A 26603-nucleotide genomic window follows, 5' to 3' on the forward strand; every position below is an offset into this window, starting at 1 on the left:
TTTCACTCTTTATTGGCGGAAAGGGATTCAGCCGGTGCAATCAGCGTTGGCTGGAATCTATTGTGTTGCATTACGGGCATCTGGCTGCGTATTGTTTGTAACTTACTGCGATCCACACGCACCTTCAGCGCACAGACCCCATCGGCGTTTTCTGCCAACACATTGCCCCAACCATCGACTGCCATGGTATGTCCCCAGGTACGGCGCGTGGTACCGTGGCGGCCAACCTGAGCTGGTGCCAGGATCACACACTGGTTCTCGATAGCACGAGCACGCAGCAAGATCTCCCAATGCGCCTCACCAGTCACCCGGGTAAATGCCGCAGGCACCGAGATTAACTCAGCCCCTTGTGCCCGCAATGCCTGAAACAGACCGGGGAAACGCAGATCATAGCAGATTGTCATGCCCAAACGGCCCACCGGGGTGTCAACCACCGTCAATTGGTGACCATGCTGATAGGCGTCAGATTCACGGTAATGTGCATGCACATCGTTAATATCCACATCAAACATATGCATTTTATCGTAACGACCACGGATTTCACCTTGATCATCAAACAGTAAGCTACTGGCGGTAATACGCTGTGGGTCTTCGCGGCTAATTAGCGGCATCGACCCTACCAACAACCACACCCGATAACGGCGGGCCATTTCACGCACGGCCTGCTGCAATGGTCCATCCCCTTGCTGTTCTGCATGCTCACGATAAGCAGCGGTGTTGGCAAACAGTAAGGCATTCTCTGGTGTCATAACCAGTTTAACCCCAGTACCGAGTTGCTTAATCTGCTGCTCTATCTGGGCCAGGTTATCTCGTACCTGTTCACCACTACACAGTTGTAGCAACGCAACATTGGTATTTTTCATTGTGCCTTCTCCTCCCTTGGCTTCCGTAACACCTCATTAATATTGGGTTGATCGAGGCTACCGGTAATGTCATAACGAATAAACGAAATCTTGCTCCACAAGGGGCCCAACACTTTCGAAGCAGCAAATACCGCGACCCCAACAATCGGGTTAATCACAAAGGCCGTCGCCACGCCCACTGTCGCAGAAATTTCTGGGGCAATCACTGCTTGCATGGCAATCTGCCGATTGACCAGATCAATATGCCCACTCATGCCAATATCAGCGGACAGGCCATCAATCAACAAGTTATCCGTATGCATTATGCCATTTTTCACACTGGCCGTGCCGCGTATTGAGTCAAAGTAAAACCCGCTACCAAAGATATCGCTAAAATCGAACTGCAATTTGCGTAACAAAGCATCAAAGCTGACCAGACGCAATAACTGCCCAGCCCGCCCCGTCTCAATAACATCACTCTGGCCTTTACCCAAGTCAATGTCCAGCATGCCGTTTAATGTATTGAACTGCGGCTTCCAGGGTTGCCCACGCCAATTCAGATCAAAATCAATATTGTAAGGCGCATTCTTCAATGGAATGGTTATGCCAAAGAAACCGACGGTCTGATCAATTTTACTGCCCTGTAGTTTACCTTTCAGCGCAGTTCGCTCCTCCTGGCTACTCTGTTTCCACAAACCTGTGACGTTCATCCGACCATAGCCGGTATCCACCACGCCATGCTCCAAGACTAATTTGTCATCCAGATGCTTAATATCAGCTTCTACCATCCCCAGGTTCTGCCCCATAAACCAGCAGGATTTACAGCGCAATATCAAAGAGGGCAACCCGCGGAACGAGATCTTCTCAGAGGTGGCAAATGGGTTACTCGGGCCAGTACCGTTGTTATCATTGGAAAACTGCGGGTTATAATAAAGATAAGCGAGATCCGCACGCCATGGGCCATTGTCCGGTATCGACAAGCGGCCATCCAGCTCTTTGCCTTTAGCAACTACCATCACACCCGCCAGCTGCTGTTCCACCGCGAGGTGGATATCACGCCACAGTTGTCCACCCAACTGTAATTGGCTGGTATTGAGTATCAGCATGGCCGGGAAATTAAAACTCCCCATGTTGTCTGAGCCACTGCGCTGTTTTTTTGCCGGAGCCATTAACGCTAACCATGGTTCACCATCCACTGTCGGCAAATTAAGGACTAACGATTTATCCTTGGGTAAGGCGGGCGTCACCGTCGTATTGTCGTCCCACACTGCGCGCGTCAAGTTCACCTGTTGTTTTGACAGTAACCACTCACTATTAAAATGATTCTGCTTACCAACATTCCCTTTGAGCATAAACCCGTTCAGGCCACCATTAACATTAATACTAACCGGTAATACTTCGCCAGCTGCTTTACTCAGTGGAGCAGGTAAGTGACTACTTACTTTTTTCAGGTCGGCATTAACATCAATATTATAACTGGGCTGACCTGTTTGGTGAGGCAGATTAATCGCCACCTTCCCTTGCCAACCGGCATTGCCGGCGAGCGATTTAGCCAGCTCAGGGGATAGCCCCTCAAGCTTGGCCAGTTGCCAGTTACCTTTCATAGCAACGTTAACTTTATAGTTGTCAGCCCCGTCCTCAGTAGTAAAGTTGACCGCCAGCGGTTGCCCGAACCAATTAGCAGCCAGGGTATCACTCTCCAGGTTACCGTTATTGAAACGGAATTTACCACTGACTTGTTCTAACTGACTGCCTAGGGGGTTAATCAATAACGCGTTGTTATTGAGCGTCACTTCACCTTTAGCAATCACCTGCTCACCATTAAGTGGAATATCAAGATGTAAGCGCCCACTAACATTCCCCCCTACCTGCAATTCATCCAGAGCAGCTCCAACTGAATCATCCAATGGCGTCTGTAGGAAATAGTCATGGATAGCCTGCCCTGTACCCGCGACTTCGGCATCAATAACTAGCCGTTGCATCAGGTAATCAGAGATCACCGCAGAGATATTGCTACCCACGACATTACCCAACAGCGTCTTCGGAGCCTGCATCCACAAACCCTGGTTGGAGAAATCAAGATCAATAGCCAGATCATGCAACGCTGGCCAACCCGGCTGAAACTGGAAAGTGGCATGGCGCAACGGGACAGATACCTGGAAATGGCCCTCATTTTGCCTATAGGGAAAGTTTTGTGGATTACCGGCATAGATCAGTGAAGCATTGTCTACCTGCCCCCCTTGAATAGCTGCGCTCAGGTAGTCCACCAGATGTTTACCCATCAAGGGTTCGGGGAAATAGCGCCAGGCATCAGCGCCATCATACAGACGGATCCCCGCGAGAATCTCCAGCCAGGGTTCCCCGTTCACCGGTTGCTGGTAACTGAAATCACCATTAGCCCACAGCGATTTGGCTTGCACATCCAACCCCTGCCCCGCCAGTTCCCAGCCCTGGTCACTGTGCTGCCAAGTTAATGAGCCCCGCGCACGGCTTATCAACAATGGCGCACGAAACATATCGCCATAGGGTAGTGTGCTATTGTTTAACGCTAAGGTCAGGCGGGCATGTTCCGTGCTCCCCTGTAATTCACCAGAAAAGTGATTTCCCCCCGGTAAACCTTGCCAAGGCTGCCAATTCAGATCCTGCCACCAGGCCTGAAAACGGATTTTTTCTGGCTGCTGCAGCGGAATATCCAGTGCCAACGCCGGTAACTTGCCTTGTGGTTGCAGGTGTTGCCAGTATGACATCAACGTTGGGCTGAGGAATGAGAAAGCCGGAAGCAACCCTTCAAGGCGTTCCAACTGAATATTGCTGGCTCGGATACGCAGCTCTTCCTGCTGATTTGATCCGATGGGTTGGCGACGTTCTGGCAGCCATAGGGCGGTAAAAGCCCCCGGAGGCCAAGCCTGGCCATCGGTTTTCAGCTTCAGTTCCGGCACATGCAACTGCCAGCCACTGTCTTGGTTACTGAGCATCAACGCCAAATTATCCACCGCTAACTGGTGGCGATCACTGCCTGCCAACCAACTGGCGGTCCCCTGCTTGAGTAAAGCATCCCCACTGCGAATTTGACCCGACTTGAGATGTAACCAAGCGGCAAGGCTGAAGTTGGCACTTTCCAGACCGGTGTTCGTTTTCAACCAGCGACTAAACCAGGGTTTCATGTCAATATCATCGGCCTGCAGATAAATAGTGCCGGTATTGAGTAAGCCTTCCTCATCACGCAGGTCCAGGCGCAGCTGTAGCTCACCATGCTGACCATTGAGCGTCGACAGGCTAAGCTGCCCCTCTGCGCGGTGGCGGTTATGATTATTTAGCCAAGTGAGTTGCGGGATATGGAATTGAACTGGCGAGCCGGAGGGTGCCAGAAACGAGACCCGGCTGTCACGCAGAACAAAATGGTCCAACTGATAGAGAAAAAGATCGGTGACTCTGCCCGGCTGGAGCCCATTGCTGTTCTCATCACTAGTGGTGAGCTGGGTGTTCAGATCGAGTTGTAGCTGATAGAAAGTCAGATCGCGGAAACGCCAACGCCAGTGCAACAAAGACTGCCACACATCTAACGCCAACGTCACCCGGGCTATCTGCAGGGAACTTTGCGGGAGCGTCAGGTGGATATTGCGGACTTCCAGTGTCGGCCCAAAGGTTTCCCAACTGCCTTGAACAAAGTCTGCTTCAACCGGCACCCCAGAGATGGCCTGCACTTTTTCCAGCAATTGCGGGCGATAGCGGTCCAGCTCAGGTAGCACCAAACGCAACCCGCTGATCAGCAATGCCACCACAACAATTAAAATGGTGCCTGTGGCTAACAGGATCCCGGGCAGTCGCCTCACGCACTTCTCCTTGTTTCCGTTGACTGGCAACGTGAATTCTCTGCACCAGCGAGTCAGTCTACTGCCCCTACCAGGTAGGTGTTTCAGCACAACCAAGCCGCTACATCATCACAACATCAAACTGTTCCTGGCTGTACAACGGTTCGATCTGCACCTTAACCTGTTTACCCACAAAGATTTCGACCTCCGCCAGAGCATGGGACTCTTCACCTTTTAATGCATCACCCACGGCGGCTGACGCATAGACCAGGAAACGATCAGAATCGTAAGCATGGTGAACGCGCACAATTTCACGCATGATCTCATAACAGACGGTTTCTACCGTTTTCACCGTTCCTCGGCCATGACAGGTCGGGCAATCGTTGCACAGCACATGTTCGATGCTTTCACGCGTCCGTTTACGCGTCATCTCTACTAATCCTAGCTGAGAGAAACCGTTGATCGTGGTTTTTACCCGATCTTTACTCAATGCCTGTTCTAGAGAATGCAATACCCGGCGACGATGCTCTTCATTACTCATATCAATAAAGTCGATAATGATAATGCCGCCCAGATTACGTAACCGTAACTGCCTGGCAATCGCCTGAGTGGCTTCAATATTGGTATTAAAGATGGTTTCATCAAGATTACGGTGACCAACAAAAGCCCCCGTATTGATATCCACGGTGGTCATCGCTTCAGTTTGATCAATAATCAAATAACCACCGGACTTCAACTCAACCTTACGTTCCAGCGCCCGTTGAATTTCGTTTTCCACATCGTACAAATCGAAAATCGGTTGGCTACCGGCATATAGTTCAAGTTTGTGGCTAATATCCGGAATATACTCGCTGGTGAACTCCACCAGTTGATCATGGGTCAGCCGTGAATCGATACGGATCCGATCCAGCGCCGCTCCGGCAAAATCACGCAGAATGCGGTGTGCCAGCGCTAACTCACCATACAGTTTGCACTTGGTCTGGTTACGCTTTTTGCGCTCCATCACCTTGGTCCACAGACGCTTGAGAAAAGCCGCATCCTGTGCCAACTCCTCTTCACCCACGCCTTCAGCCGCAGTGCGGATGATAAAACCACCTAAATCGTCGCAATATCCCGCTACCGCCGCCTTGAGTCGTTCACGTTCGGCCTCACTTTCAATCCGCTGAGAAACGCCCACATGGGCGGCTCCGGGCATAAAAACCAGATAACGTGAAGGCAAGGTAATATCCGTTGTCAGCCGAGCCCCTTTAGTACCCAGCGGATCTTTCACCACCTGAACCATCAGATCCTGCCCTTGGCGAACCAATTCGGCAATATCACGTACATTGAAATTCTTTTGTTCATCACCCGCGACACACTCGGTGTGCGGCATGATATCGGAAGCATGCAAGAATGCTGCCTTATCCAGGCCAATATCGACAAAAGCCGCCTGCATACCGGGCAACACCCGGCTGACGCGCCCTTTGTAGATATTACCCACGATACCGCGCTTAGCTTCGCGCTCAATATGGATCTCTTGCAGAATACCGCCATCAATATAGGCAACCCGCGTTTCAGCCGGTGTGATATTAACCAGTAACTCAGCTGTCATGTTCTCTCCTCGGAGCCTGGGTATGGGTTGCCATTAACCTTCCATTCTTCACCATCGCCAACTTTATACCGTGTGAACGACTATAGGGATGCAACACCATCAACCGACCCTTGCTTTTTGTAATGCAATAAAATGATTGAACAGTTCCTGAGTCTCCACCAAGGGTAAGCCAACCACTGCGTGATAACTCCCGGTTATCGTTCTGACGAAACACCCGCCCTTTCCCTGGATCCCATAGGCGCCCGCTTTATCCATCGGCTCACCGGTGGCGATATAGTCGCGAATATCTTGCGGCAACAAAGTGCGGAATGTCACCTCAGTCACCACCCGTTGGCACAGCACGTCCCGCTGGTCAGCAATCGCCACTGCCGTCATCACCTGATGTTGCCTACCTGATAATGCCGCCAGCATTTGCGCCGCATGTTGCTCATCCTGAGGTTTTTCCAGTATCTCGCCATCCAGCACCACAATGGTATCCGCCCCCAACACAGGCCGATCTGGTGGTGCCAGAAGCACACCGGCACGGGCCTTATCTTGCGCCAGACGGCAAACATAATTTTCCGCTGTTTCACTCTCCTGACGTTGCTCTTGCGTATGCGTCAAAATAACGTCAAACGAAATGCCAAGCAGAGTCAGTAACTCACGCCGACGCGGTGAAGCAGAAGCAAGATAAAGCGACGACATCAATATCACCTCATTGTACGGCAAACTGACGGCGAATCTTGCGCATCAGCAAGAATAGCCATGGCCACAGCACACCATTGACGACACTGCTCCAGAATATCTCCGGGCGGAAAGAAACGTTGATCACCATAAACTCAGCCCAGAAGACAATCACATCCATGGCCAATGATAACAGCACCACCACCAGCGCTTGTTGCCACAGGGCCATATTGCGGAACAATTGACATTTGAATGCTACCAGGTAGGCAATGACCCCGAGCGCCAACGCACGCACTCCGAGCGTTGACCCCAGGATCAGGTCCATGATAAACCCGAGAATAAACCCCGTCCCCACATTAACCCGATGTGGTAAAGCCATCACCCAATAAGTCAGGATCAGCAATAACCAAGAGGGGCGGAACATATAAATCTGCTCCGGCCATGGCATGATTTGCAGCACTAATGCGATTAAAAACGACAGCCAGATTATCCAGCGCCCATGGCTGCGATAACTGTTCATCTAGGCGCTCCAGCGCCCGTGGGCGTGCTGGAAGGAACACTTTGGGGCTGCGTGGTTTCGGCCGCTGGCGGCGGTGCCGGCGGCCCCATGGCATCCGCTGGGGGTAATACATGCGGCATCATTTGCATTAAACGGTCATTGGCAACACGATGTACTTCGTCGGGCGCTAATGGCATCACACCATTACGATCTGCCCCCCACAGCAACAATAAATAACGCAAACGTTGTAAGCCTGCCGTAGGTCGAGCCTGAATCACGGTATAAGCACGTTCATTATCCACCTTCACCGAAGAAACCACCGCGACCGGATACCCCTCGGGGAAACGACCACCTAAACCGGAAGTCACCAAAACATCGCCGACACGGATATCGGTATTACTCGGTAAATGTTCCAGTTGCAAGTCATCCGTACAACCGCTACCCGCAGCAATGACGCGGATATCGTTACGCAACACCTGGATAGGTAGAGCATGGGAAGCATCACAAATCAGCAGGACACGACTGGTCATTTTCGCCACGGCCACCACCTGCCCAACCACGCCTTTATCGCTGATAACCGGCTGACCGACATACACCCCGTTGTCGGAACCTTTGTCGATCACCACTTGGTCGGTATAAGGATCAGTGTCAGTAGATATCACCTGCGCGACCATTTTTTGTTCATCCTGACGTAAAGGAGAACCTAATAGTTCACGCAAACGGGCATTTTCCTGTGTGAATTGACCAAGAAGAAGGGTATCGCTGTTTTTCAGTAACAGTTCCTGCCGTAGAGCACGATTTTCCAGTTCCAACTGTTGGCGAGTAGCCAACGTTTCAGACATGCTGTCCAAAAGCTTACGCGGCCCATTGGCCAAAAAATAAAAAGGGCTGACAGCGGTATCCATGTAATTACGTATTTTACCGAAGGTACCGAGTCGGCGGTCAGCAACGATCAGGACCAGAGCCACGATCACTGCCAGAAAAAGGCGTAACTGCAGGGAAGGTCCCCTGCTAAAAATTGGCTTCATAAATTATGCGCGTTCCTCGACAACAGATAGAGGAGAGCACCAGATGCCGTTAACGCCATCTGTTACACTCCCTCCACTCTGGGCTGCAAGCTATTCTTCGCTGAACAAATCGCCGCCATGCATGTCGATCATTTCCAACGCCTTGCCACCACCGCGAGCCACGCAAGTCAATGGATCTTCTGCCACCACAACCGGAATGCCGGTCTCTTCCATCAGCAAACGATCCAGATTACGCAACAATGCACCACCACCGGTCAGCACCATACCACGCTCAGAAATGTCAGACGCCAATTCTGGCGGACACTGCTCCAGTGCAACCATGACCGCACTGACGATCCCCGTCAGCGGCTCTTGCAGTGCTTCAAGAATTTCATTGGAATTCATCGTAAAGCCACGCGGCACACCTTCTGCCAAGTTACGGCCACGCACCTCAATCTCACGCACTTCATCATCAGGGTAAGCCGAACCGATGCTGTGCTTGATGCGTTCTGCCGTTGCTTCACCGATCAATGAGCCGTAGTTGCGGCGCACATAATTAATGATGGCCTCATCAAAACGGTCACCGCCGATACGCACGGAAGAGGAATACACCACGCCATTGAGCGAGATCACCGCCACTTCGGTAGTACCACCACCAATATCCACCACCATGGAGCCAGTCGCTTCAGAGACAGGCAAGCCAGCACCGATAGCAGCAGCCATGGGTTCTTCAATCAGGAATACTTCCCGTGCACCGGCGCCTTGAGCAGACTCACGGATTGCCCGACGTTCAACCTGAGTGGCACCAACCGGTACACAAACCAGCACACGTGGGCTTGGGCGCATAAAACTGTTGCTATGAACCTGTTTAATAAAATGCTGCAACATTTTTTCCGTCACGAAGAAGTCGGCAATAACACCGTCTTTCATCGGGCGGATAGCCGCGATATTACCAGGGGTACGCCCCAGCATCTGCTTGGCTTCATGACCTACGGCTGCAACGCTCTTGGGTGAACCTGCACGATCCTGGCGTATCGCCACGACAGAGGGTTCATTCAATACAATGCCTTGTCCTTTAACATAAATCAGGGTATTGGCGGTACCCAAGTCGATGGACAAGTCATTAGAAAACATGCCACGAAATTTCTTAAACATAACGAAAGGATAATCCTGCAATCTGAGGGCGGAAAATAAGATCCGCCTACTTTACCAACCACTCGAAGCAGCGACAAGGCGCAAAAATGTTCTACTTCGGTGAAAAATAGTCTGCATTACTGACCTATGACTGCATGTACGAAAAGCAAACGAGTACTGAAACCCAACAACACAGGCCCAGCTCCCCACCCGATAAACGTACCCAACGGGGTAACACAGCGCATAAAATCTCACATTTCTCCTGATAACCAACGGTAAAAAAAGCAACCACTGACACTCACGGAAAAAGAGTCTCTATTCTACGTTAATTTTTACCCGATCATCAGGTTAAACACGATAATGACGTGAATATTTTTTACAACTCACGTCGATAGGTTCCGCCAGAGCAAAAAAATCACCCTGTCCACCGTGAACTCCACAGGCTTTCAACGTCTGCCACTCATTGCGCGAACGAACCCCCACAGCAAAAACCTTAGTCTGAGTACCTTCACAAGCCCCAGCCAAACTCTGCACAAAGAGTTGGTTCTCATCACGCCGATCAATACTCCTCACCAACCCCGGGTGAAGTTTAACAATCTCCACCGGTAACGACTTGATATAAGAGATACTGACCAGCGTTAATCCAGCCTGAGAAATAATCAAGCGACAACCCAAGCCCGTAATCAATCGTAACACCTGACGCAAACGGTCGATATGTTGACACACATCTGCCTCAGCAAGTTCAATCAGAATTCTCCTACGGTAACTTTTTTCACACTGTAACAGCATATCGCGCAAACAACGTTGAAAACTACGCTGCAATAATGAGCTAACACACAGGGGAAATGCCAGATCCTCTTCCGGCCATAACGCCAATAACGGAATGATGCGACTAACATGCTGGCGGTCATAACTCTCTGCCAAGCCAAACTGCTCGATCAGCGGTAGATACTCCGCAGGCAGTAACTCCTGTGTACCATCATAGATACGGCTCATCACCTTACGGTGATGCACATCTCCCTGGATGGTGATCGCCGGTTGCAAATAAAGACGCGGCCCACCACGGGCCAGTACCTGTTCGAGCAAAGTGCGCCATTTAACATTACCACGCCCTTTCTCAGGCACATCACTATCATAAACATACCAACCATTCTCTCCTTGCAGTACGGCATTTCGGCTGGCCTGTTCTGCCTGATCGATTATCTGCTCTGTGGTTTGCCCACTACGGTAAGCGACAATACCAATATGTAAGAAGGCTTCACGATCAACGATCTGCATCGTTGGTGGTAAACTATCGATAGCATTAATCAATTGGGCAGCGATCACATCCGCCTCTTTTAGCGTGCGATGCGGCAATAAAACAGCAAAGTCACTGTGAAAATAGCGGGCCAGCAGTGCGGCAGGGTAGCGCATGATAAAAGTAGAAAGCAGGTTCACCAACAAGTACATCAACTCCTGTACTGCGGCGCTGCCATGAGCTTCACGCAAGGTATCGAAATCAGGCAAGCGCACTATCATCACAATCCCGTGAGCCCCTTCCTCCTCCAACAGCGTCGTGAGCTGATTATCAAAAAACAAACGGTTATTCAGACCCGTCTTGGCATCTTGTGCGGCAAACGCGCGGATCAGGGTATCAACCCGGCTGCGTTCCTCGCGTGCTTCCGCCAAATCCGCTAGTAGGCGGTCTAGTGCACCACTCACACTGGCGGGCCATTCACGCACATCGCCCTTCAATACATCTTCCCGCTCACCGTTAAGAATACGTCGCGCTCGATGCTCAAGGCGCTCTTCACCCTCTGCCTGTTCACGTAACCAGCGCAAACTGAGCATCAGGATCATCAGCATGACAATAATAGACAGGGTTACCGCACCGGTGGATTGCAATGAGAATACGTTCACCGCGAATGGATCACGATAGGTGATCTTCAACTGGGTACCAGGATGATGCATCAACTCCAACGAAATTTGCCGATAGCCCATCAGTGTTCCCCATGGCGTTGTTGGCATAGGTACGTTGTAAGATAAAAGGGGGTGATTTTCGCTATCCGCTTCGATTGTTGCTAGGGGATGTTTTTCGCTATCCACTTCGATTGTTGCTATCCCTAGCGGCTTCATCACTTGCGGTACCCAGATGTTCAAGTCTGATATCTGGCCGAGCAACATAGCCTGATCAAAAGACGTTGCCAAGGCTTCAAAGCGACGTTCCATACGTTCTTGCGTGATAGAGAAGAAACTGTATGAACACCCAATCAACACTAAAAACATCGCCAATACCACCAGCAGAGTAATTAATGCAGAGAGTTTGGTGGTGAATCTCATCCTTGTACCTTGCCCGTGATGATTAAATAAAGAGTCAGCTTTTCTCGCCACCCTTCAAGATGAAGAGTTGCTGACTACCTGCGCCAATCGAACAAATAAAATTGTGCAAACTATTTTTTTTGCTCACCCGTGATTACCTACCGACCCTTTCAATCAACCTGAATGTAAAAAACCGGATCTTGCTCAAAGGCATTGCTGCCCCTTATCACCTGCAGTAACTTTAAGTATAGAGAATAAAAAACAAGGGGAATAATGACATGCGTGCATTGTTATTGGAACAACGAGACAATCAAGTCCTGGCGCAAGTGACAGAGATAGACAGCGCTCAATTACCAGAGGGTGAGGTGCTGGTCGATATCAACTGGTCAAGCCTTAACTATAAAGATGCGCTAGCCATTACCGGCAAAGGAAAGGTCATTCGTCATTTTCCCATGGTGCCGGGTATCGACTTTGCCGGAAAGGTTCACAGCAGTACAGACCCACGTTTTAAACCGGGTCAGCAGGTTATCCTCACTGGCTGGGGTGTCGGTGAAAATCACTGGGGGGGCTTGGCAGAACAGGCCCGTGTCTGCGCCGAATGGCTATCACTACTGCCATCAGGGCTGAGTGAACGCCAGGCGATGATCCTCGGCACTGCGGGTCTGACCGCCATGTTATGCGTGATGGCGCTGGAAGAGGGGGGAGTTACCCCCAACAATGGTGATGTTCTGGTCACCGGAGCCAGTGGTGGCGTAGGGAGTACCGCTGTCGCCCTGCTTGCTGCCCTGGGCTATAACGTCACCGCGATCAGTGGCCGCAGTAGCAATACCGACTATTTACACTCACTGGGAGCCAAAACCGTTTTGCCACGCAGCGACTATCTTGAATTACCACGTCCATTGGAGAAACAGCTCTGGGCGGGAGCCATTGATACGGTTGGCGACAAATTACTGGCTCGCGTATTGGCACAGATGAATTATAACGGCACCGTTGCTGCCTGTGGGCTAGCGGGGGGCTACCAACTGCCAACCACCGTGATGCCCTTTATTCTGCGCAATGTTCGTCTGCAAGGGGTGGATTCGGTACAAACCCCGTTACATCGCCGCCAAATGGCCTGGGAACGCCTGGCCACCCTCCTGCCGGAGAGTTTCTACCAACAGGCAACTCAGGAAATTCAACTGGAAGATGTCCCTGCTACCGCGGCCGCCCTGATCAATAACCAGGTGACAGGCCGTACCTTGGTAAAGGTCCGCTGACAGCTGCGAGTCGCTCTACACCCCCTTGTCATACAAGCTGCTGCAAAGTTTACTGCAGCTTGCATAACAAGGGGTATAAGCACCAAGTTCTTAGGCAAACAGCCAATCTTCACATTTTGTTTATATAATCATTATGCTTCTGACACGCCTGCTTTCCCCGCTTGATTTTATACTTAGCCATACATTGCGGGACAAGACAGGTGGGAAACCAAAAATGAAACCAAACATGAAACAACCACGAAAACTGACCGAAGCCGACGTCACGCCGGAAAGTGTATTTTATCAACGGCGAAAAATACTCCAGGCGTTAGGGCTCAGCGCCGCCTCACTGGCGTTACCCACCCCGAGTCGGGCCGACTTATTATCTTGGTTCAAAGGCAACGATCGACCTAAAGCGCCACCGGGAAAACCCCTGACGTTCAGCACCCCTGAAGTCTGGCAAGCCAAACTGGCCCTGACACCGGAAGACAAAGTGTCTGGTTACAATAACTTCTATGAATTCGGTCTGGATAAAGCCGATCCCGCGGCCAATGCCGGCTCGCTGAAAACTGACAACTGGCAGGTGAAGATCGATGGCGAAGTGGGTAAACCCATCACGCTAGATATTGATGACCTGATCAAGCGTTTTCCCTTGGAACAGCGTATTTACCGTATGCGCTGCGTCGAAGCCTGGTCGATGGTAATACCTTGGATCGGTTTTGAACTGGGTAAGCTACTCAAGCTGGCCGAACCCAACAGTCACGCCCGCTATGTCGCCTTTCAGACCCTGTATGACCCAGAGCAGATGCCCGGTCAGAAAGATCGTTTTATCGGTGGTGGCCTGCAGTATCCCTATGTTGAAGGTTTACGGCTTGATGAAGCGATGCATCCTCTTACCCTGTTAGCCGTCGGCGTTTATGGCAAGATGCTGCCACCACAAAATGGAGCCCCGCTGCGCCTGGTTACGCCCTGGAAGTATGGCTTTAAAGGCATCAAATCGATTGTGCAAATCAGCCTGACACGTGAACAGCCACCCACCACTTGGAATCTGTCTGCCCCCGATGAATATGGCTTTTACGCCAATGTGAATCCCCATGTCGACCACCCGCGCTGGTCACAAGCAACCGAACGTTTTATTGGTGCTGGAGGCGTTCTGGATGTACAGCGCCAACCCACGTTACTGTTTAATGGCTATGCAGACCAGGTAGCTTCGCTCTATCGCGGTCTCGATTTACGGGAGAATTTCTAAATGCGTTTAACCGCCAAACAGATTACCGGACTCAAGGTGCTGATCACGTTGGCGGCCTTACTGCCATTCCTTTGGCTGGTCCTGGCAGTGATGCACGGTGGGTTAAGCGCTGATCCAGCCAAAGACATTCAGCACTTTACTGGCAGGATGGCGTTAAAATTGCTGCTGGCCACGCTACTGGTGACCCCACTCGCACGCTACACCCGGCAACCGTTGTTAATGCGTACCCGCCGGCTGCTGGGTTTGTGGTGTTTTGCCTGGGCAACCCTGCATCTGGTGAGCTATTCGACACTGGAGTTGGGGCTAAGTAATATCAACCTGTTAGGGCATGAGTTAGTCACCCGCCCCTATCTGACCCTGGGGATGATCTGCTGGCTAATCCTGCTCGCGCTGGCCGCCACCTCAACATTATGGGCACAACGCCAATTAGCGGGGAAATGGCAAAAACTGCACAACCTGGTTTATCTGGTGGCGATTCTCGCTCCCATTCATTACTTATGGTCGGTGAAAACCGTCTCACCACCACCGGTGATCTATGCCACATTGGCACTACTGTTATTGGCGTTGCGCTATAAGAAATTTCGTTTATGGTGGCGCCCTAAGTCATAGAGAACGACAAGATTATTTGCCCCAATCCCCCGCTAAAATACGGAACTTTTCTGTGTTCTACCCCTCATAATCCAGTAGCAGTATGCATTGTTTGCTGATTTAGGGTTGAATATCTTCGCTGATAAGACCACTATTTAGCTGCGAATTGCTACGATATCATTATAATGCCTGACCTTGTCCCTGCCGTTGGCATAAAAACCCCCGGTAACAGGTGACAAATGGGTGACATCAGGTTATTTTTTACGATGATGGTTTTATTGCCGGAGATACCAGCACAATGGCGGATAAGTTTCACATTTTGCTTCTAAACGGCCCCAATCTGAATCTGCTGGGGACGCGTGAGCCGGAAAAGTACGGCAGCACGACACTGACAGAGATCGTTAATGGATTGGAAAACCAGGCACTCGCTTTAGATATCACCTTGGGTCATCTGCAATCCAATGCCGAGTTTGCATTAATTGATCGCATTCATCAGGCACAGGGTAATACTGATTTTATTTTGATTAACCCAGCGGCGTTCACGCATACCAGCGTAGCGCTGCGTGATGCACTGTTGGCGGTACAGATCCCGTTTATCGAGATCCATCTGTCCAATGTGCATGCCCGCGAGCCATTCCGTCATCACTCTTACCTGTCTGATATCGCGGTAGGGGTGATTTGCGGTCTCGGTGCCGAGGGCTATACGTTTGCGTTACAGGCAGCGGTTAACCGTTTGTTAAAAACCCATTAATTGTTATACCCAAGTCGATTCACTGGGTAGGTAGGCAGCAACAGAGCCCATTTTCTGTAACCGGGTCAATCCGGTAAGGGAGAGGCGTGAAGGACGTTGCCAGCTACCGCTTGAAGAAGCACGGGTAGACACCAAAAGAGTACGGAATCACACTCATGGATATTCGTAAAATCAAGAAACTGATCGAGCTGGTTGAAGAATCAGGCATTTCTGAACTGGAAATCTCTGAAGGCGAAGAGTCAGTTCGCATTAGCCGTGCTGCACCTGTGCAGGCTTTCCCGACAATGCAACAGTACGCCATGCCAGCCCCTCAACCTGCCCCGGCCACCATCAGTGCACCTGCTGCCGCAGAAACGCCTGCAGCACCAGCAGCCATGAGTGGTCACATCGTTCGTTCCCCGATGGTCGGCACGTTCTACCGTACACCTAGCCCTGATGCCAAAGCGTTTGTAGAAGTCGGTCAGACTGTCAACGCCGGGGATACACTGTGCATCGTTGAAGCCATGAAAATGATGAACCAGATCGAAGCGGATAAATCCGGTGTGGTCAAAGCTATCCTGGTAGAAAACGGCCAGCCGGTTGAATATGACGAGCCATTGGTCGTCATCGAATAACGAGGCGCACCATGCTTGATAAAATTGTTATCGCCAACCGTGGCGAGATTGCGCTTCGTATTCTGCGTGCTTGTAAAGAGCTTGGCATCAAAACCGTTGCCATTCACTCAAGTGCAGATCGCGATCTAAAACATGTCCTGCTGGCGGATGAAACCGTCTGTATTGGCCCGGCTCCATCGGTCAAAAGCTATCTGAATATTCCAGCAATCATCTCGGCTGCTGAAATTACCGGTGCTGTGGCTATCCACCCAGGCTATGGTTTTCTGTCTGAAAATGCCGACTTCGCTGAACAAGTTGAGCGCTCGGGCTTTATTTTCATCGGCCCTCGCGCTGAAACCATCCGTTTGATGGGGGATAAAGTTTCCGCCATCAATGCGATGAAAAAATCAGGTGTTCCATGCGTACCCGGCTCTGACGGCCCACTGACGGAGGACATGGATAAAAACCGCGCCTTCGCCAAGCGTATTGGTTACCCGGTGATCATCAAAGCCTCTGGTGGTGGTGGTGGTCGTGGTATGCGCGTTGTGCGCAGTGAAAAAGATCTTGAGCAGTCCATTTCCATGACGAAAGCGGAGGCCAAAGCGGCTTTCAATAACGACATGGTTTATATGGAAAAATACCTGGAAAACCCACGCCATATCGAAATTCAGATATTGGCTGACGGCCAGGGCAATGCTATCTATCTGGCTGAACGTGACTGCTCTATGCAACGCCGCCACCAGAAAGTGGTCGAAGAAGCACCAGCTCCCGGGATCACCCCGGAACTGCGCCGTTATATCGGTGAGCGCTGTGCAAAAGCCTGTATGGAGATCGGTTACCGTGGTGCAGGTACCTTTGAGTTCCTGTATGAAAACGGCGAGTTCTATTTTATTGAAATGAACACCCGTATTCAGGTGGAACACCCGGTGACTGAGATGATCACTGGCGTTGACCTGATCAAAGAGCAACTGCGTATCGCTGCCGGTCAGCCGCTTTCGATCAAGCAGAAAGAAGTGAAGGTTCATGGCCATGCGATAGAGTGTCGTATCAATGCCGAAGACCCGAATACCTTCCTGCCAAGTCCAGGTAAAATTACCCGTTTCCACGCCCCTGGTGGTTTTGGCGTTCGTTGGGAATCTCATATTTACGCCGGTTATACTGTACCGCCGTACTATGACTCAATGATCGGCAAACTGATCACCTACGGTGAGAGCCGAGATGTCGCTATTGCCCGGATGAAAAACGCCCTGGCTGAGTTGATCATTGATGGCATCAAGACCAATGTGGAACTGCAGCAAAAGATCATGAGTGACGAAAACTTCCAGCATGGTGGTACCAACATCCACTATCTGGAGAAGAAGCTCGGACTGCAATAAATCGACTAATCCGTTAGTCAGTCATTAAAAACACCGTCTCAAATTTGAGGCGGTGTTTTTTTATTTGTCGCTATGCCCCCGGTTTTCCCTTCAATCAGCCCGCCATTAACCGGTTTTTTTATCGCTCTTGATAAGATTACAGCTTGGCAAAAGCGCCCCTTGTCGTAAAATCCCCTCCTTTGCCAACCCATAACCGTAAACCCTTGGAGGCACGGATGGAACCCCGCTTTGTTCAAGCTCACCGTGAAGCACGCTGGGCCCTGGGCTTGACACTACTTTATCTGCTGGCCTGGTCGCTGGCGGCTTACCTGCCAGACAACGCCATTGGCATCACCGGTCTACCGCACTGGTTCGAGATGGCTTGTCTGTTATTGCCACTGCTGTTTATCGGCCTGTGTTGGCTGATGGTACGTGGCATCTTCCGCGATATCTCGCTGGAGGATAATCGTGCAGATTGAAGTCATTGTGCCGCTAATCGCCTATCTGTTACTGGTATTTGGCTTATCGTTTTATGCCTATCATCGCCGCCAGAAAGGTAACTTCCTCAGTGAGTATTTTCTCGGCAGCCGCTCGATGGGAGGCTTTGTTCTGGCAATGACATTGACCGCCACCTATATCAGCGCCAGTTCGTTTATCGGTGGACCCGGTGCTGCCTATAAATACGGTCTGGGCTGGGTGTTGCTGGCGATGATCCAACTCCCTGCGGTGTGGCTTTCACTCGGCGTACTCGGTAAAAAGTTTGCTATTCTGGCAAGGCGTTACCAGGCCATCACACTGAACGATATGCTGTTTGCCCGCTATCAAAGTCGCCTGCTGGTATGGCTAGCCAGCCTAAGCCTGCTAGTCGCCTTCCTGGGGGCCATGACTGTACAGTTTATTGGTGGTGCACGCCTGTTGGAAACTGCGGCGGGTATTCCTTACGATACCGGCTTGTTGATTTTTGGCGTCAGTATTGCGCTGTACACCTCGCTGGGCGGTTTCCGTGCCAGTGTGCTCAACGACGCCATGCAAGGGCTGGTGATGCTGTTAGGCACCATCTTGCTACTGGTTGCCGTGATCCATGCCGCTGGGGGTTTGCACAGTGCGGTAGATAAACTGCAACAGATCGATCCGGCGTTAGTCACCCCACAAGGGGCTGAGCAGATCCTCAGTCTGCCGTTTATGGCTTCATTCTGGATCCTGGTGTGCTTCGGGGTTATTGGCTTGCCACACACCGCCGTGCGTTGCATTTCTTATCGCGACAGTAAAGCCGTGCACCGTGGCATGATCCTCGGCACTATCGTGGTGGCGGTGCTGATGTTGGGTATGCATCTGGCGGGAGCGCTAGGGCGTGCCGTCCTTCCCGATCTGACCATCCCTGACCAGGTGATCCCCAAACTGATGATCACGGTGCTCCCTCCTTACGCCGCTGGCATCTTCCTGGCGGCACCGATGGCCGCCATCATGTCGACCATCAATGCGCAGTTATTGCAATCCTCCGCCACGATTGTCAAAGATCTCTATCTAGGGATCCGCCCACAGCAGATGCAAAATGAGACCAGGATCAAACGCTTCTCCAGTGTTACCACCTTAATCCTGGGATTGCTGGTGCTGCTGGCGGCCTGGCGACCACCTGAAATGATCATCTGGCTCAACCTGTTAGCCTTTGGTGGGCTAGAAGCGGTATTCCTGTGGCCACTGGTATTGGGATTGTACTGGGAACGGGCTAATGCACAGGGAGCACTTAGCTCAATGGTCGTTGGTGCGTTATGCTATACGCTATTAGCCAGCTTCAAGCTGCAACTGGCCGGGCTACACCCTATTGTGCCTTCGCTGCTGCTTAGCCTGTTAGCGTTTTATCTCGGTAACGCCTACGGTGAAAAGCGCCAGATGGCGTCATCCTTACCCTCTTAAAGAGAGATTGTTATGCCTTGGATCCAACTAAAACTAAACACCAGCGGCAGCCAGGCAGAAGACCTGAGCGATGCGCTGGTTGAAAGCGGTGCCGTATCCGTAACCTTTCAGGACACCCACGATAACCCGGTATTTGAGCCTTTACCCGGTGAAACCCTGCTGTGGGGAGATACAGATGTCATCGGTCTGTTTGATGCAGCAACCGATATGAGTGAAGTGGTAGCGATGCTCGAACAGCACCCGTTGTTGGGTAGCGGTTTCCTGCACAAAATCGAGCAATTGGAAGATAAAGATTGGGAGCGCGAATGGATGGATAACTTCCACCCGATGCGCTTCGGTGAACGCTTGTGGATTTGCCCCAGTTGGCGCGAAGTCCCTGACCCTAATGCGGTGAATGTGATGCTCGACCCTGGGCTGGCATTCGGTACCGGTACCCACCCCACGACAGCGCTGTGCCTGCAGTGGTTAGATGGCCTGGACCTGAACGGGAAAACCGTTATCGACTTCGGTTGCGGTTCTGGCATCCTGGCAATTGCGGCACTAAAACTGGGTGCCGCGCGCGCCATTGGCATTGATATCGACCCCCAAGCGATTCAAGCCAGTCGCGATAATGCCCAGCGTAATGGCGTCTCTGAACGTTTGGAGCTCTATTTACCCCAACAGCAGCCCAGCAATCTACAGGCTGATGTCGTCGTCGCCAACATTCTAGCAGGCCCACTGCGCGAATTGGCCCCCATTATCAGCGAACTGGTGAAACCGAACGGCCACCTTGGGCTCTCTGGTGTGCTGGCGACTCAAGCGGACAGTGTGGCACAAGCCTACCAACAGCAATTCAAGCTTGATCCGGTGAGTGAGCGTGAAGAGTGGTGCCGGATTACCGGCCAACGCAAATAGTTACACTTATTTCCATCAAAATAAACCATCGTAATTTCAATAAATTATGATGGTTTCACCTTATTTTAGGACAAACAGCCAATTTATTATTAAGCACGCTAAGCGTATTCTTCCTCACGAAATGATGATAGCGGCCCCACCGAGGCTATCTGACCAAAGTAATCGACATTTTCGTTAGAAAGGATAACGCAATGAAAGGAAAAGTATTGTTAGCTGCCCTATTGGCGGCCAGTTTCTCAATTTCTGCGGCAGAGCAGCATGCACATTGGAGTTATGAAGGGCAGGAAGACCCCGCTCATTGGGGTAAACTCTCGCCAGATTTTTCACTGTGTGAAACTGGTAAGAATCAATCTCCGGTCAATATTCAAGGTGCATTGAAAACTCATCACGGTAAGCTTGAACTGGCTTTTCAGCCGGGTAAACAGCAAATCGTCAATAATGGCCATACCATTCAAATCAATGTCAGTGAAGGGAACACGTTACGTTTAGATAACGACACCTTCACGCTACAGCAATTCCATTTCCACGCACCAAGCGAAAATGAAATCGATGGCAAGCAGTTCCCGCTGGAAGGTCACTTTGTTTACAAAAATAAAGCAGGCGCTCTGGCTGTATTGGCACTGATGTTCCAAGAAGGAAAAGCCAATCCGCAGTTGGCGCAAGCCTGGCAACAAATGCCAACGGCGGTTGACCAACCTGCTGTGTTAAACAAACCAGTCGATCTCAAGGCCCTATTGCCTAAAACCTTTAAATTCTATCGCTTCAGTGGTTCGCTGACCACGCCACCTTGTTCTGAAGGTGTTAGTTGGTTGGTGCTGGAACAGCCTGTAAGCGCTTCTGCCGAGCAAATCAGTCAGTTCCGTGGCGTTATCCACCATGCCAATAATCGCCCGGTACAACCACTGAATGGCCGTGTTATTGTCGATTGATAGTGGACTGAGATTAGCCCTGCCTTTACTCAGGCAGGGCCCAAGGATGGGCCACATGTACTCACGCTGCTAACATCCCTGCAACTTGTATAAACTTGGGCCCGCGTTACTGGATGCCAAGATAATATCTTGTTGAGTGGAGAATATTTTATTGTGCAAAAAACAAACAAAAATTCGTAATTCATTGTTAAATAAAAACAATATCCCTATCGTTCACTGTGTTGCGCATTTTTATTGATAAATTGCAGTAAATTGGTCAAAGTTTGGCCTTTCATCTCAGCGAAAAAATGCGTAATATACGCGCCCTTGCAGACACAGTATGGTTATTCTTTGTCAATGCGCATTGGACACCACCAGTTAACAAATTGCCTGATTGCGGCTCCGATGGCCGGTATCACAGATCGCCCATTCAGAACCTTGTGTCATGCAATGGGGGCTGGGATGACGGTATCTGAAATGCTCTCCTCCAATCCAGAGGTGTGGCGTACAGATAAGTCGCGTTTGCGTATGGTACATAGTGATGAACCCGGGATCCGCTCGGTACAGATAGCCGGATGTGATCCTGATGATATGGCGGCGGCGGCGCGCATTAATGTGGCCAGCGGTGCCCAAATCATCGACATCAATATGGGGTGCCCAGCCAAGAAAGTGAACCGTAAACTTGCCGGCTCTGCATTACTGCAGTACCCGGAACGGGTTAAACAGATCCTCCTCGCGGTAGTTAGCGCGGTGGATGTGCCGGTAACACTGAAGATTCGTACCGGCTGGGAGCCAGAACACCGTAACTGTGTAGAGATTGCCCAACTGGCCGAGGATTGTGGCATACAGGCCCTGACTATTCATGGCCGCACCCGTGCCTGTCTGTTTAACGGCAGCGCGGAGTATGACAGCATTCGAGCAGTTAAGCAGCGTGTCACCATTCCGATTATCGCGAATGGCGACATTACTGACCCGCATAAAGCCAGAGCAGTACTCGACTACACTGGGGCCGATGCCCTGATGATAGGCCGTGCTGCTCAGGGGAGACCTTGGATCTTCCGGGAAATCCAGCATTATCTGGACACAGGGGAGTTGCTACCACCGATGCCACTTGGCAACGTGAAGCACTTGTTGTTAGAGCATATTCGGGAATTGCACGGCTTTTATGGTCAAGGCAAGGGATTCCGGATTGCTCGAAAGCACGTCTCTTGGTACTTACAGGAGCATGCCCCGAATGACCAGTTTCGGCGCACATTCAACGCCATTGAGGATGCCAGCGAACAGCTGGAGGCGTTGGAGGCATATTTCGAAAATCTTAGCGTAACAAAGAGCTGACAGAACTATGTTCGAACAACGCGTAAATTCTGACGTACTGACCGTTTCAACTGTAAATTCACAGGATCAAGTGACTCAAAAGCCTCTGCGTGACTCGGTTAAGCAAGCACTGAAGAACTATTTTGCTCAATTAAATGGTCAAGATGTTAATGAGTTATATGAGCTGGTACTGGCTGAAGTGGAGCAGCCACTATTGGACATGGTGATGCAATACACCCGTGGCAACCAGACTCGTGCAGCTCTGATGATGGGTATCAACCGCGGTACACTGCGTAAGAAATTGAAAAAATATGGTATGAACTGATACTAGTCAGTTAACCTATTGATAAAAGGCGCTTTTCCTTATCGGGTTAAGCGCCTTTTTGTTTTTGCGTGAGACACAGCAATTTGCGTGCTCAAAATATCGCCCATTTCATAGGCTCTGGCGGTTCCGGCACCATAGAATATCCCCTACAACCATACCAAACACACCGGCAATCACCACAAACAGCGCCACCAAATCCGGTTGGCCACCCATCTGTTTTGCTGCTTTGCCCTCCCGCATTCTTCACGATCGAGTGATAGCTGGTGCATAGAAAATTATTGAAGAAGCTAAGGCGAGAAGGAAACGGGTTTGATGCTACCTGTCAAATAGACTGACGATCAAAAAACCTATGTCTGGTAGGATTTACAGTGCTCCGTAGAGCAGATAAGTGTTGTAGCCAAGATAACACAGTAAAAGCAAGACACCTTCGCCACGCTTGATGCTTTGTGATTTACCAGAACGCACTATTAACATCAAGAGCGCAGTGGCAAATAGCATTGATGTCCAATCACGCCAGAAAACTTCAGCACCAATATTGGTAATTGGTTCAATGGTGCCTGCGATCCCAATGACCGCTAATGAATTAAACATATTGGAGCCAACGATATTCCCGACTACGATGTCATGTTCACCTTTCCGAGCAGCCACAATTGATGTTGCCAACTCAGGAAGAGACGTCCCAAAAGCGACAATAGTTAATCCAATCAGCAGATCACTGACACCGAGTTGCTGGGCAATTTCAACCGCACCCCAAACCAGAATTCTGGAACTGACGATTAATAGTGCTAAACCCAAGATCAGCCAAAAAATAGCCGCCTTGAGCGTTGTCACATTTGTTGAGATCTCTTGCTCGACTTCTTGTTCTAAAGGGTCACCTTTTGAACGAAATGCGCACCAGATTGACCAACCTATCAGCAATACAAACCCGCCGATCAGTCCCCACGCTTCCGCAACGCCTATTTGTTGGTTCCATAACATAGCTCCCACCACTGCTGTGACTAGCAAGAGAATCGGCAACTCTTTACGAATGATGTTCGAATGAACCGCGATAGGGGCGATAATCGCTGTAATACCCAATATCAAGGTAATATTGGCAATATTTGAGCCAAGTGCATTACCAAGAGCAAGAGCAGGATTACCTTCCATTGCAGCCATGGCTGATACCACCATCTCGGGAGCCGATGTACCAAATCCCACAACGATCATACCAATCAATAACGGTGGCATTCCCGCATAGTTGGCACTGGCGGCTGCACCTTCGACAAATTTGTCAGCACTCCAAACCAGCACTGCAAAACCAACCATGATGGCAAACGTCGCTAGTAGCATATTTTTATCCACGAGTTTTAAGTACACCTAATTATAGAATGTTAAGCGAGAAATTTGATCGGATTGAAGATAGAGCACCGGTGTTGATCACCCGTCAGCATGGCGAATCTTGAGTGTTGATGTCACTGGAAGAAAAGGCTTATTTACTGAGTTCACCCAAGAATGCTCGCAGATTGATGGATTCCATCGAGAGTCTCAAAAGTGGTGAGGTGTAGAAAGTGAAATTATTGATATGGTGCCATGGCAACTATCTTTCCAACTGTGCTCAAGCCTGGGTTGCTTGCTACCGCGACTACTGGCCACCACCAAAGTAAAATATGGCCCCAACGCTGCCCTTTGTGCATGGCCCAATGCCGTAATGACACGACGAAACCTCTGCTATACTGGTGATAATTTTGATAAATATTCACCAGGACTTGATTAAAAATCGGCTGATTGCCCCTCAGGTATAGTCCGTCTGTGGAGTCAACAGCCTGAGAAAAACATTATTAACTATGTCAGATAGAGCATCTATGCGGTGGAAATCTCTGCAAAAAGTAGCCCCCGGGCTAGTGAACCTGTTCGCTTATGAGCGCACTTGGCTAAAACCTGATATCCAAGCAGGCCTCTCTGTTGCCGCCGTGGCGTTACCGGTAGCGATTGCCTACGCCGAATTAGCCGGTGTCGGCGCCATCGTTGGGCTTTACTCCTGTATTCTACCGATGATTGCCTACGCCATATTCGGTTCATCACGGCAATTGATCGTCGGGCCTGATGCGGCAACCTGTGCAGTCATTGCCGCCGTCGTCACCCCCCTGGCGGCAGGCAATAGCGAACTCCATTGGCAATTAACCATCATTATGACCTTGATGATGGGCACCTGGTGCCTTATCGCCAGCCGTTTCAAGCTGGGTGCTATTGCCGACCTTTTGTCACACCCGATATTGCATGGGCTACTCAATGGCGTAGCACTAACAATTATTGTAAATCAAATCAGTAAGATATTTGGGTTCCCCGCGCCATCCAGTGAACTGATTGAGCGCATTTACGCTCTACCAAACAATTTACTCAACAGTCACTGGCCCACCATTGGTGTCTCGCTACTGACACTGTTGATCCTGCTGGGGGTACACCGCGCCCGGCCTAATTGGCCAGCTCCGTTATTCGCCGTCATCCTGACCACCGGGCTGACCTGGCTGGTAAATTTGCCACGCTTTGGGGTGGAAACTGTATCAGCGGGCTTTAGCGGTGGGGGTTTGCCCATGGTAACCTGGCCTGACTTCAAACCAGGTTTACTGCGTGAACTGGTGCTACCGGCGTTAAACCTGGCGGTAGTCAGCTTTGTCAGTATGATGCTCACCGCACGCAGTTTCGCCGCCAAAAACGGGTACGAGGTTGATGCCGACAGTGAGTTCCGTGCGTTGGGGTTAGTTAATATCGTCTCCGGGCTATCACAAGGGTTCGCCATCAGCGGGGCAAACTCCCGTACCGCTGTGAATGATGCCAATGGTGGCAAAAGCCAATTGGTCTCCATTATTGCTGCACTGGCAATCGGCTTAGTGGTGATATTCTGTCGCCAACCTTTACAGTTTATCCCCACAGCAGTGCTGGGCGTGATACTGATTTACGCCTCCTGGTCGTTGCTGGATATGCGCAGCATTACTCGGCTACGTAAACGCAACCGTCCGGCGTTTTATCTGGCCCTGTTTACCTTCATCAGCGTACTGCTGATGGGGATTATCCCCGGTATTGGTCTTGCTGTTCTATTGGGGTTATTACAGTTTTTAAAAACCGTTTTCCGCCCTACCGAGCAGTTGCTCGGGGTTAATAATGACGGAATGATCCATTCGATTGGTAACAATAATGGTATTAAACCGGTGGATGGCGTCATCATGTACCGTTTTAACTCGCCACTGACCTATTTTAATGTGGCCTACTTTAAACGGCGAGTCACCAATCTGGTGGACGGCACGCCTTTCCAATCCCGTTGGGTGGTGATTGACGCCGTAGCCAGCTTCACCCATCCAGATATCAGCGTACTCGCCGCTATCGATGAGTTAAAACGGGAACTTAAATTGCGCGGTATAACTCTGGTGCTGGCTGGCCGACGTACCGAGCTGACACGTTGGTTCCGCATAAAACACTCTGACAATAAAGAGCAGGACCTGATTCTGGTGCCCGACCTGTATCTGGCATTGCGTTTGATTCAAAGTAAAGAGTACAAAGCGAAAGGGGATCATCACCCAACAACCAGCGCACCGATACCAGTGGCTAGCGAGTAATATCACGCCTTGGCAGAGGAAATATCAGTAGAGAAGAAAGA

At 50.6% G+C, this 26603-nt stretch carries 22 protein-coding genes and 2 pseudogenes; 14 read left to right on the forward strand and 10 right to left on the reverse strand.

From position 1 onward, the window contains the following. Positions 1-2 precede the first annotated feature (2 nt). From nit1 to csrD, 8 genes are all read right to left on the reverse strand, one after another. Positions 3-863 (reverse strand): deaminated glutathione amidase, encoded by an 861-nt coding sequence (nit1, locus tag IO95_RS05430; RefSeq protein WP_023490115.1) that lies wholly within the window; start codon positions 861-863, stop codon positions 3-5. Further along, entirely contained in the window at positions 860-4675 is a 3816-nt protein-coding gene (yhdP, locus tag IO95_RS05435; RefSeq protein ID WP_023490116.1) for an AsmA2 domain-containing protein YhdP, read from the reverse strand. Before yhdP ends, nit1 begins: the two co-directional genes overlap by 4 nt. A 100-nt stretch (positions 4676-4775) precedes the next feature. Beyond that, on the reverse strand, positions 4776-6245 hold the full coding sequence (gene rng / locus IO95_RS05440) for a ribonuclease G (protein WP_023490117.1): 1470 nt from the start codon (positions 6243-6245) through the stop codon (positions 4776-4778). Between the two features lie 99 nt (positions 6246-6344). Further along, positions 6345-6929, reverse strand: coding sequence for a nucleoside triphosphate pyrophosphatase (locus IO95_RS05445; RefSeq protein WP_023490118.1), 585 nt, complete (start codon positions 6927-6929; stop codon positions 6345-6347). 10 nt (positions 6930-6939) lie between these two features. After that, positions 6940-7428 (reverse strand): rod shape-determining protein MreD, encoded by a 489-nt coding sequence (gene mreD, locus IO95_RS05450; protein WP_023490119.1) that lies wholly within the window; start codon positions 7426-7428, stop codon positions 6940-6942. Further along, positions 7425-8435 (reverse strand): rod shape-determining protein MreC, encoded by a 1011-nt coding sequence (gene mreC, locus IO95_RS05455; protein WP_023490120.1) that lies wholly within the window; start codon positions 8433-8435, stop codon positions 7425-7427. Before mreC ends, mreD begins: the two co-directional genes overlap by 4 nt. Before the next feature lie 90 nt (positions 8436-8525). Then, on the reverse strand, positions 8526-9569 hold the full coding sequence (gene mreB, locus IO95_RS05460) for a rod shape-determining protein MreB (RefSeq protein WP_023490121.1): 1044 nt from the start codon (positions 9567-9569) through the stop codon (positions 8526-8528). Between the two features lie 327 nt (positions 9570-9896). Then, positions 9897-11867 (reverse strand): RNase E specificity factor CsrD, encoded by a 1971-nt coding sequence (gene csrD / locus IO95_RS05465; protein ID WP_037384181.1) that lies wholly within the window; start codon positions 11865-11867, stop codon positions 9897-9899. Between the two features lie 257 nt (positions 11868-12124). Here csrD and IO95_RS05470 point away from each other — a divergent pair, with 257 nt between their 5' ends. The 12 genes from IO95_RS05470 (at position 12125) to fis (ending at position 22972) form a co-directional block, all read left to right on the forward strand. Continuing rightward, on the forward strand, positions 12125-13102 hold the full coding sequence (locus IO95_RS05470; RefSeq protein ID WP_023491466.1) for an MDR family oxidoreductase: 978 nt from the start codon (positions 12125-12127) through the stop codon (positions 13100-13102). Positions 13103-13328: 226 nt separating this feature from the next. Beyond that, complete coding sequence (gene msrP, locus IO95_RS05475) at positions 13329-14330, forward strand: protein-methionine-sulfoxide reductase catalytic subunit MsrP (protein WP_037384185.1); 1002 nt, start codon at positions 13329-13331, stop codon at positions 14328-14330. After that, a complete protein-coding gene (msrQ, locus tag IO95_RS05480; protein WP_023491471.1) occupies positions 14331-14939 on the forward strand; it encodes a protein-methionine-sulfoxide reductase heme-binding subunit MsrQ in 609 nt (202 codons plus the stop codon). It abuts the gene before it with no gap. A gap of 277 nt (positions 14940-15216) precedes the next feature. Continuing rightward, positions 15217-15669 carry a type II 3-dehydroquinate dehydratase gene (gene aroQ, locus IO95_RS05485; protein WP_023491472.1) on the forward strand — a complete coding sequence of 151 codons (453 nt, stop codon included), beginning with the start codon at positions 15217-15219 and terminating at the stop codon, positions 15667-15669. A 155-nt stretch (positions 15670-15824) separates the two neighbouring features. Beyond that, positions 15825-16283 carry an acetyl-CoA carboxylase biotin carboxyl carrier protein gene (accB, locus tag IO95_RS05490; protein ID WP_023491473.1) on the forward strand — a complete coding sequence of 153 codons (459 nt, stop codon included), beginning with the start codon at positions 15825-15827 and terminating at the stop codon, positions 16281-16283. Positions 16284-16294: 11 nt separating this feature from the next. Continuing rightward, positions 16295-17638 carry an acetyl-CoA carboxylase biotin carboxylase subunit gene (accC, locus tag IO95_RS05495; RefSeq protein WP_023491475.1) on the forward strand — a complete coding sequence of 448 codons (1344 nt, stop codon included), beginning with the start codon at positions 16295-16297 and terminating at the stop codon, positions 17636-17638. A gap of 215 nt (positions 17639-17853) precedes the next feature. Further along, positions 17854-18096, forward strand: a complete 243-nt coding sequence (locus IO95_RS05500) for a YhdT family protein (protein ID WP_023491476.1) — start codon at positions 17854-17856, stop codon at positions 18094-18096. Next, positions 18086-19531 carry a sodium/pantothenate symporter gene (gene panF, locus IO95_RS05505; protein WP_023491477.1) on the forward strand — a complete coding sequence of 482 codons (1446 nt, stop codon included), beginning with the start codon at positions 18086-18088 and terminating at the stop codon, positions 19529-19531. The genes IO95_RS05500 and panF overlap by 11 nt, the downstream gene beginning before the upstream one ends. 12 nt (positions 19532-19543) lie before the next feature. Further along, positions 19544-20425 (forward strand): 50S ribosomal protein L11 methyltransferase, encoded by an 882-nt coding sequence (gene prmA / locus IO95_RS05510; RefSeq protein ID WP_023491478.1) that lies wholly within the window; start codon positions 19544-19546, stop codon positions 20423-20425. A 191-nt stretch (positions 20426-20616) separates the two neighbouring features. After that, positions 20617-21354 (forward strand): carbonic anhydrase, encoded by a 738-nt coding sequence (locus IO95_RS05515; RefSeq protein WP_023491479.1) that lies wholly within the window; start codon positions 20617-20619, stop codon positions 21352-21354. 336 nt (positions 21355-21690) lie between these two features. Beyond that, a complete protein-coding gene (gene dusB, locus IO95_RS05520) occupies positions 21691-22668 on the forward strand; it encodes a tRNA dihydrouridine synthase DusB (protein WP_037384187.1) in 978 nt (325 codons plus the stop codon). A gap of 7 nt (positions 22669-22675) precedes the next feature. Beyond that, a complete protein-coding gene (fis, locus tag IO95_RS05525) occupies positions 22676-22972 on the forward strand; it encodes a DNA-binding transcriptional regulator Fis (RefSeq protein WP_023491481.1) in 297 nt (98 codons plus the stop codon). Between the two features lie 126 nt (positions 22973-23098). Here the strand turns inward: fis and IO95_RS25055 are convergent. After that, positions 23099-23200: pseudogene (locus IO95_RS25055) on the reverse strand (LrgB family protein); the annotation flags it as partial. Positions 23201-23335: 135 nt separating this feature from the next. Next, complete coding sequence (locus tag IO95_RS05530) at positions 23336-24313, reverse strand: calcium/sodium antiporter (protein WP_235186733.1); 978 nt, start codon at positions 24311-24313, stop codon at positions 23336-23338. A 50-nt stretch (positions 24314-24363) separates the two neighbouring features. On the opposite strand from IO95_RS05530, the pseudogene IO95_RS25975 reads away from it, so the two are divergent. Further along, positions 24364-24516 (forward strand): annotated as a pseudogene (locus IO95_RS25975) (type II toxin-antitoxin system prevent-host-death family antitoxin); the annotation flags it as partial. A 297-nt stretch (positions 24517-24813) separates the two neighbouring features. Then, positions 24814-26562, forward strand: a complete 1749-nt coding sequence (locus IO95_RS05535) for a SulP family inorganic anion transporter (RefSeq protein ID WP_023491483.1) — start codon at positions 24814-24816, stop codon at positions 26560-26562. Positions 26563-26603: the final 41 nt, after the last annotated feature.

Source organism: Serratia sp. DD3 (assembly GCF_000496755.2).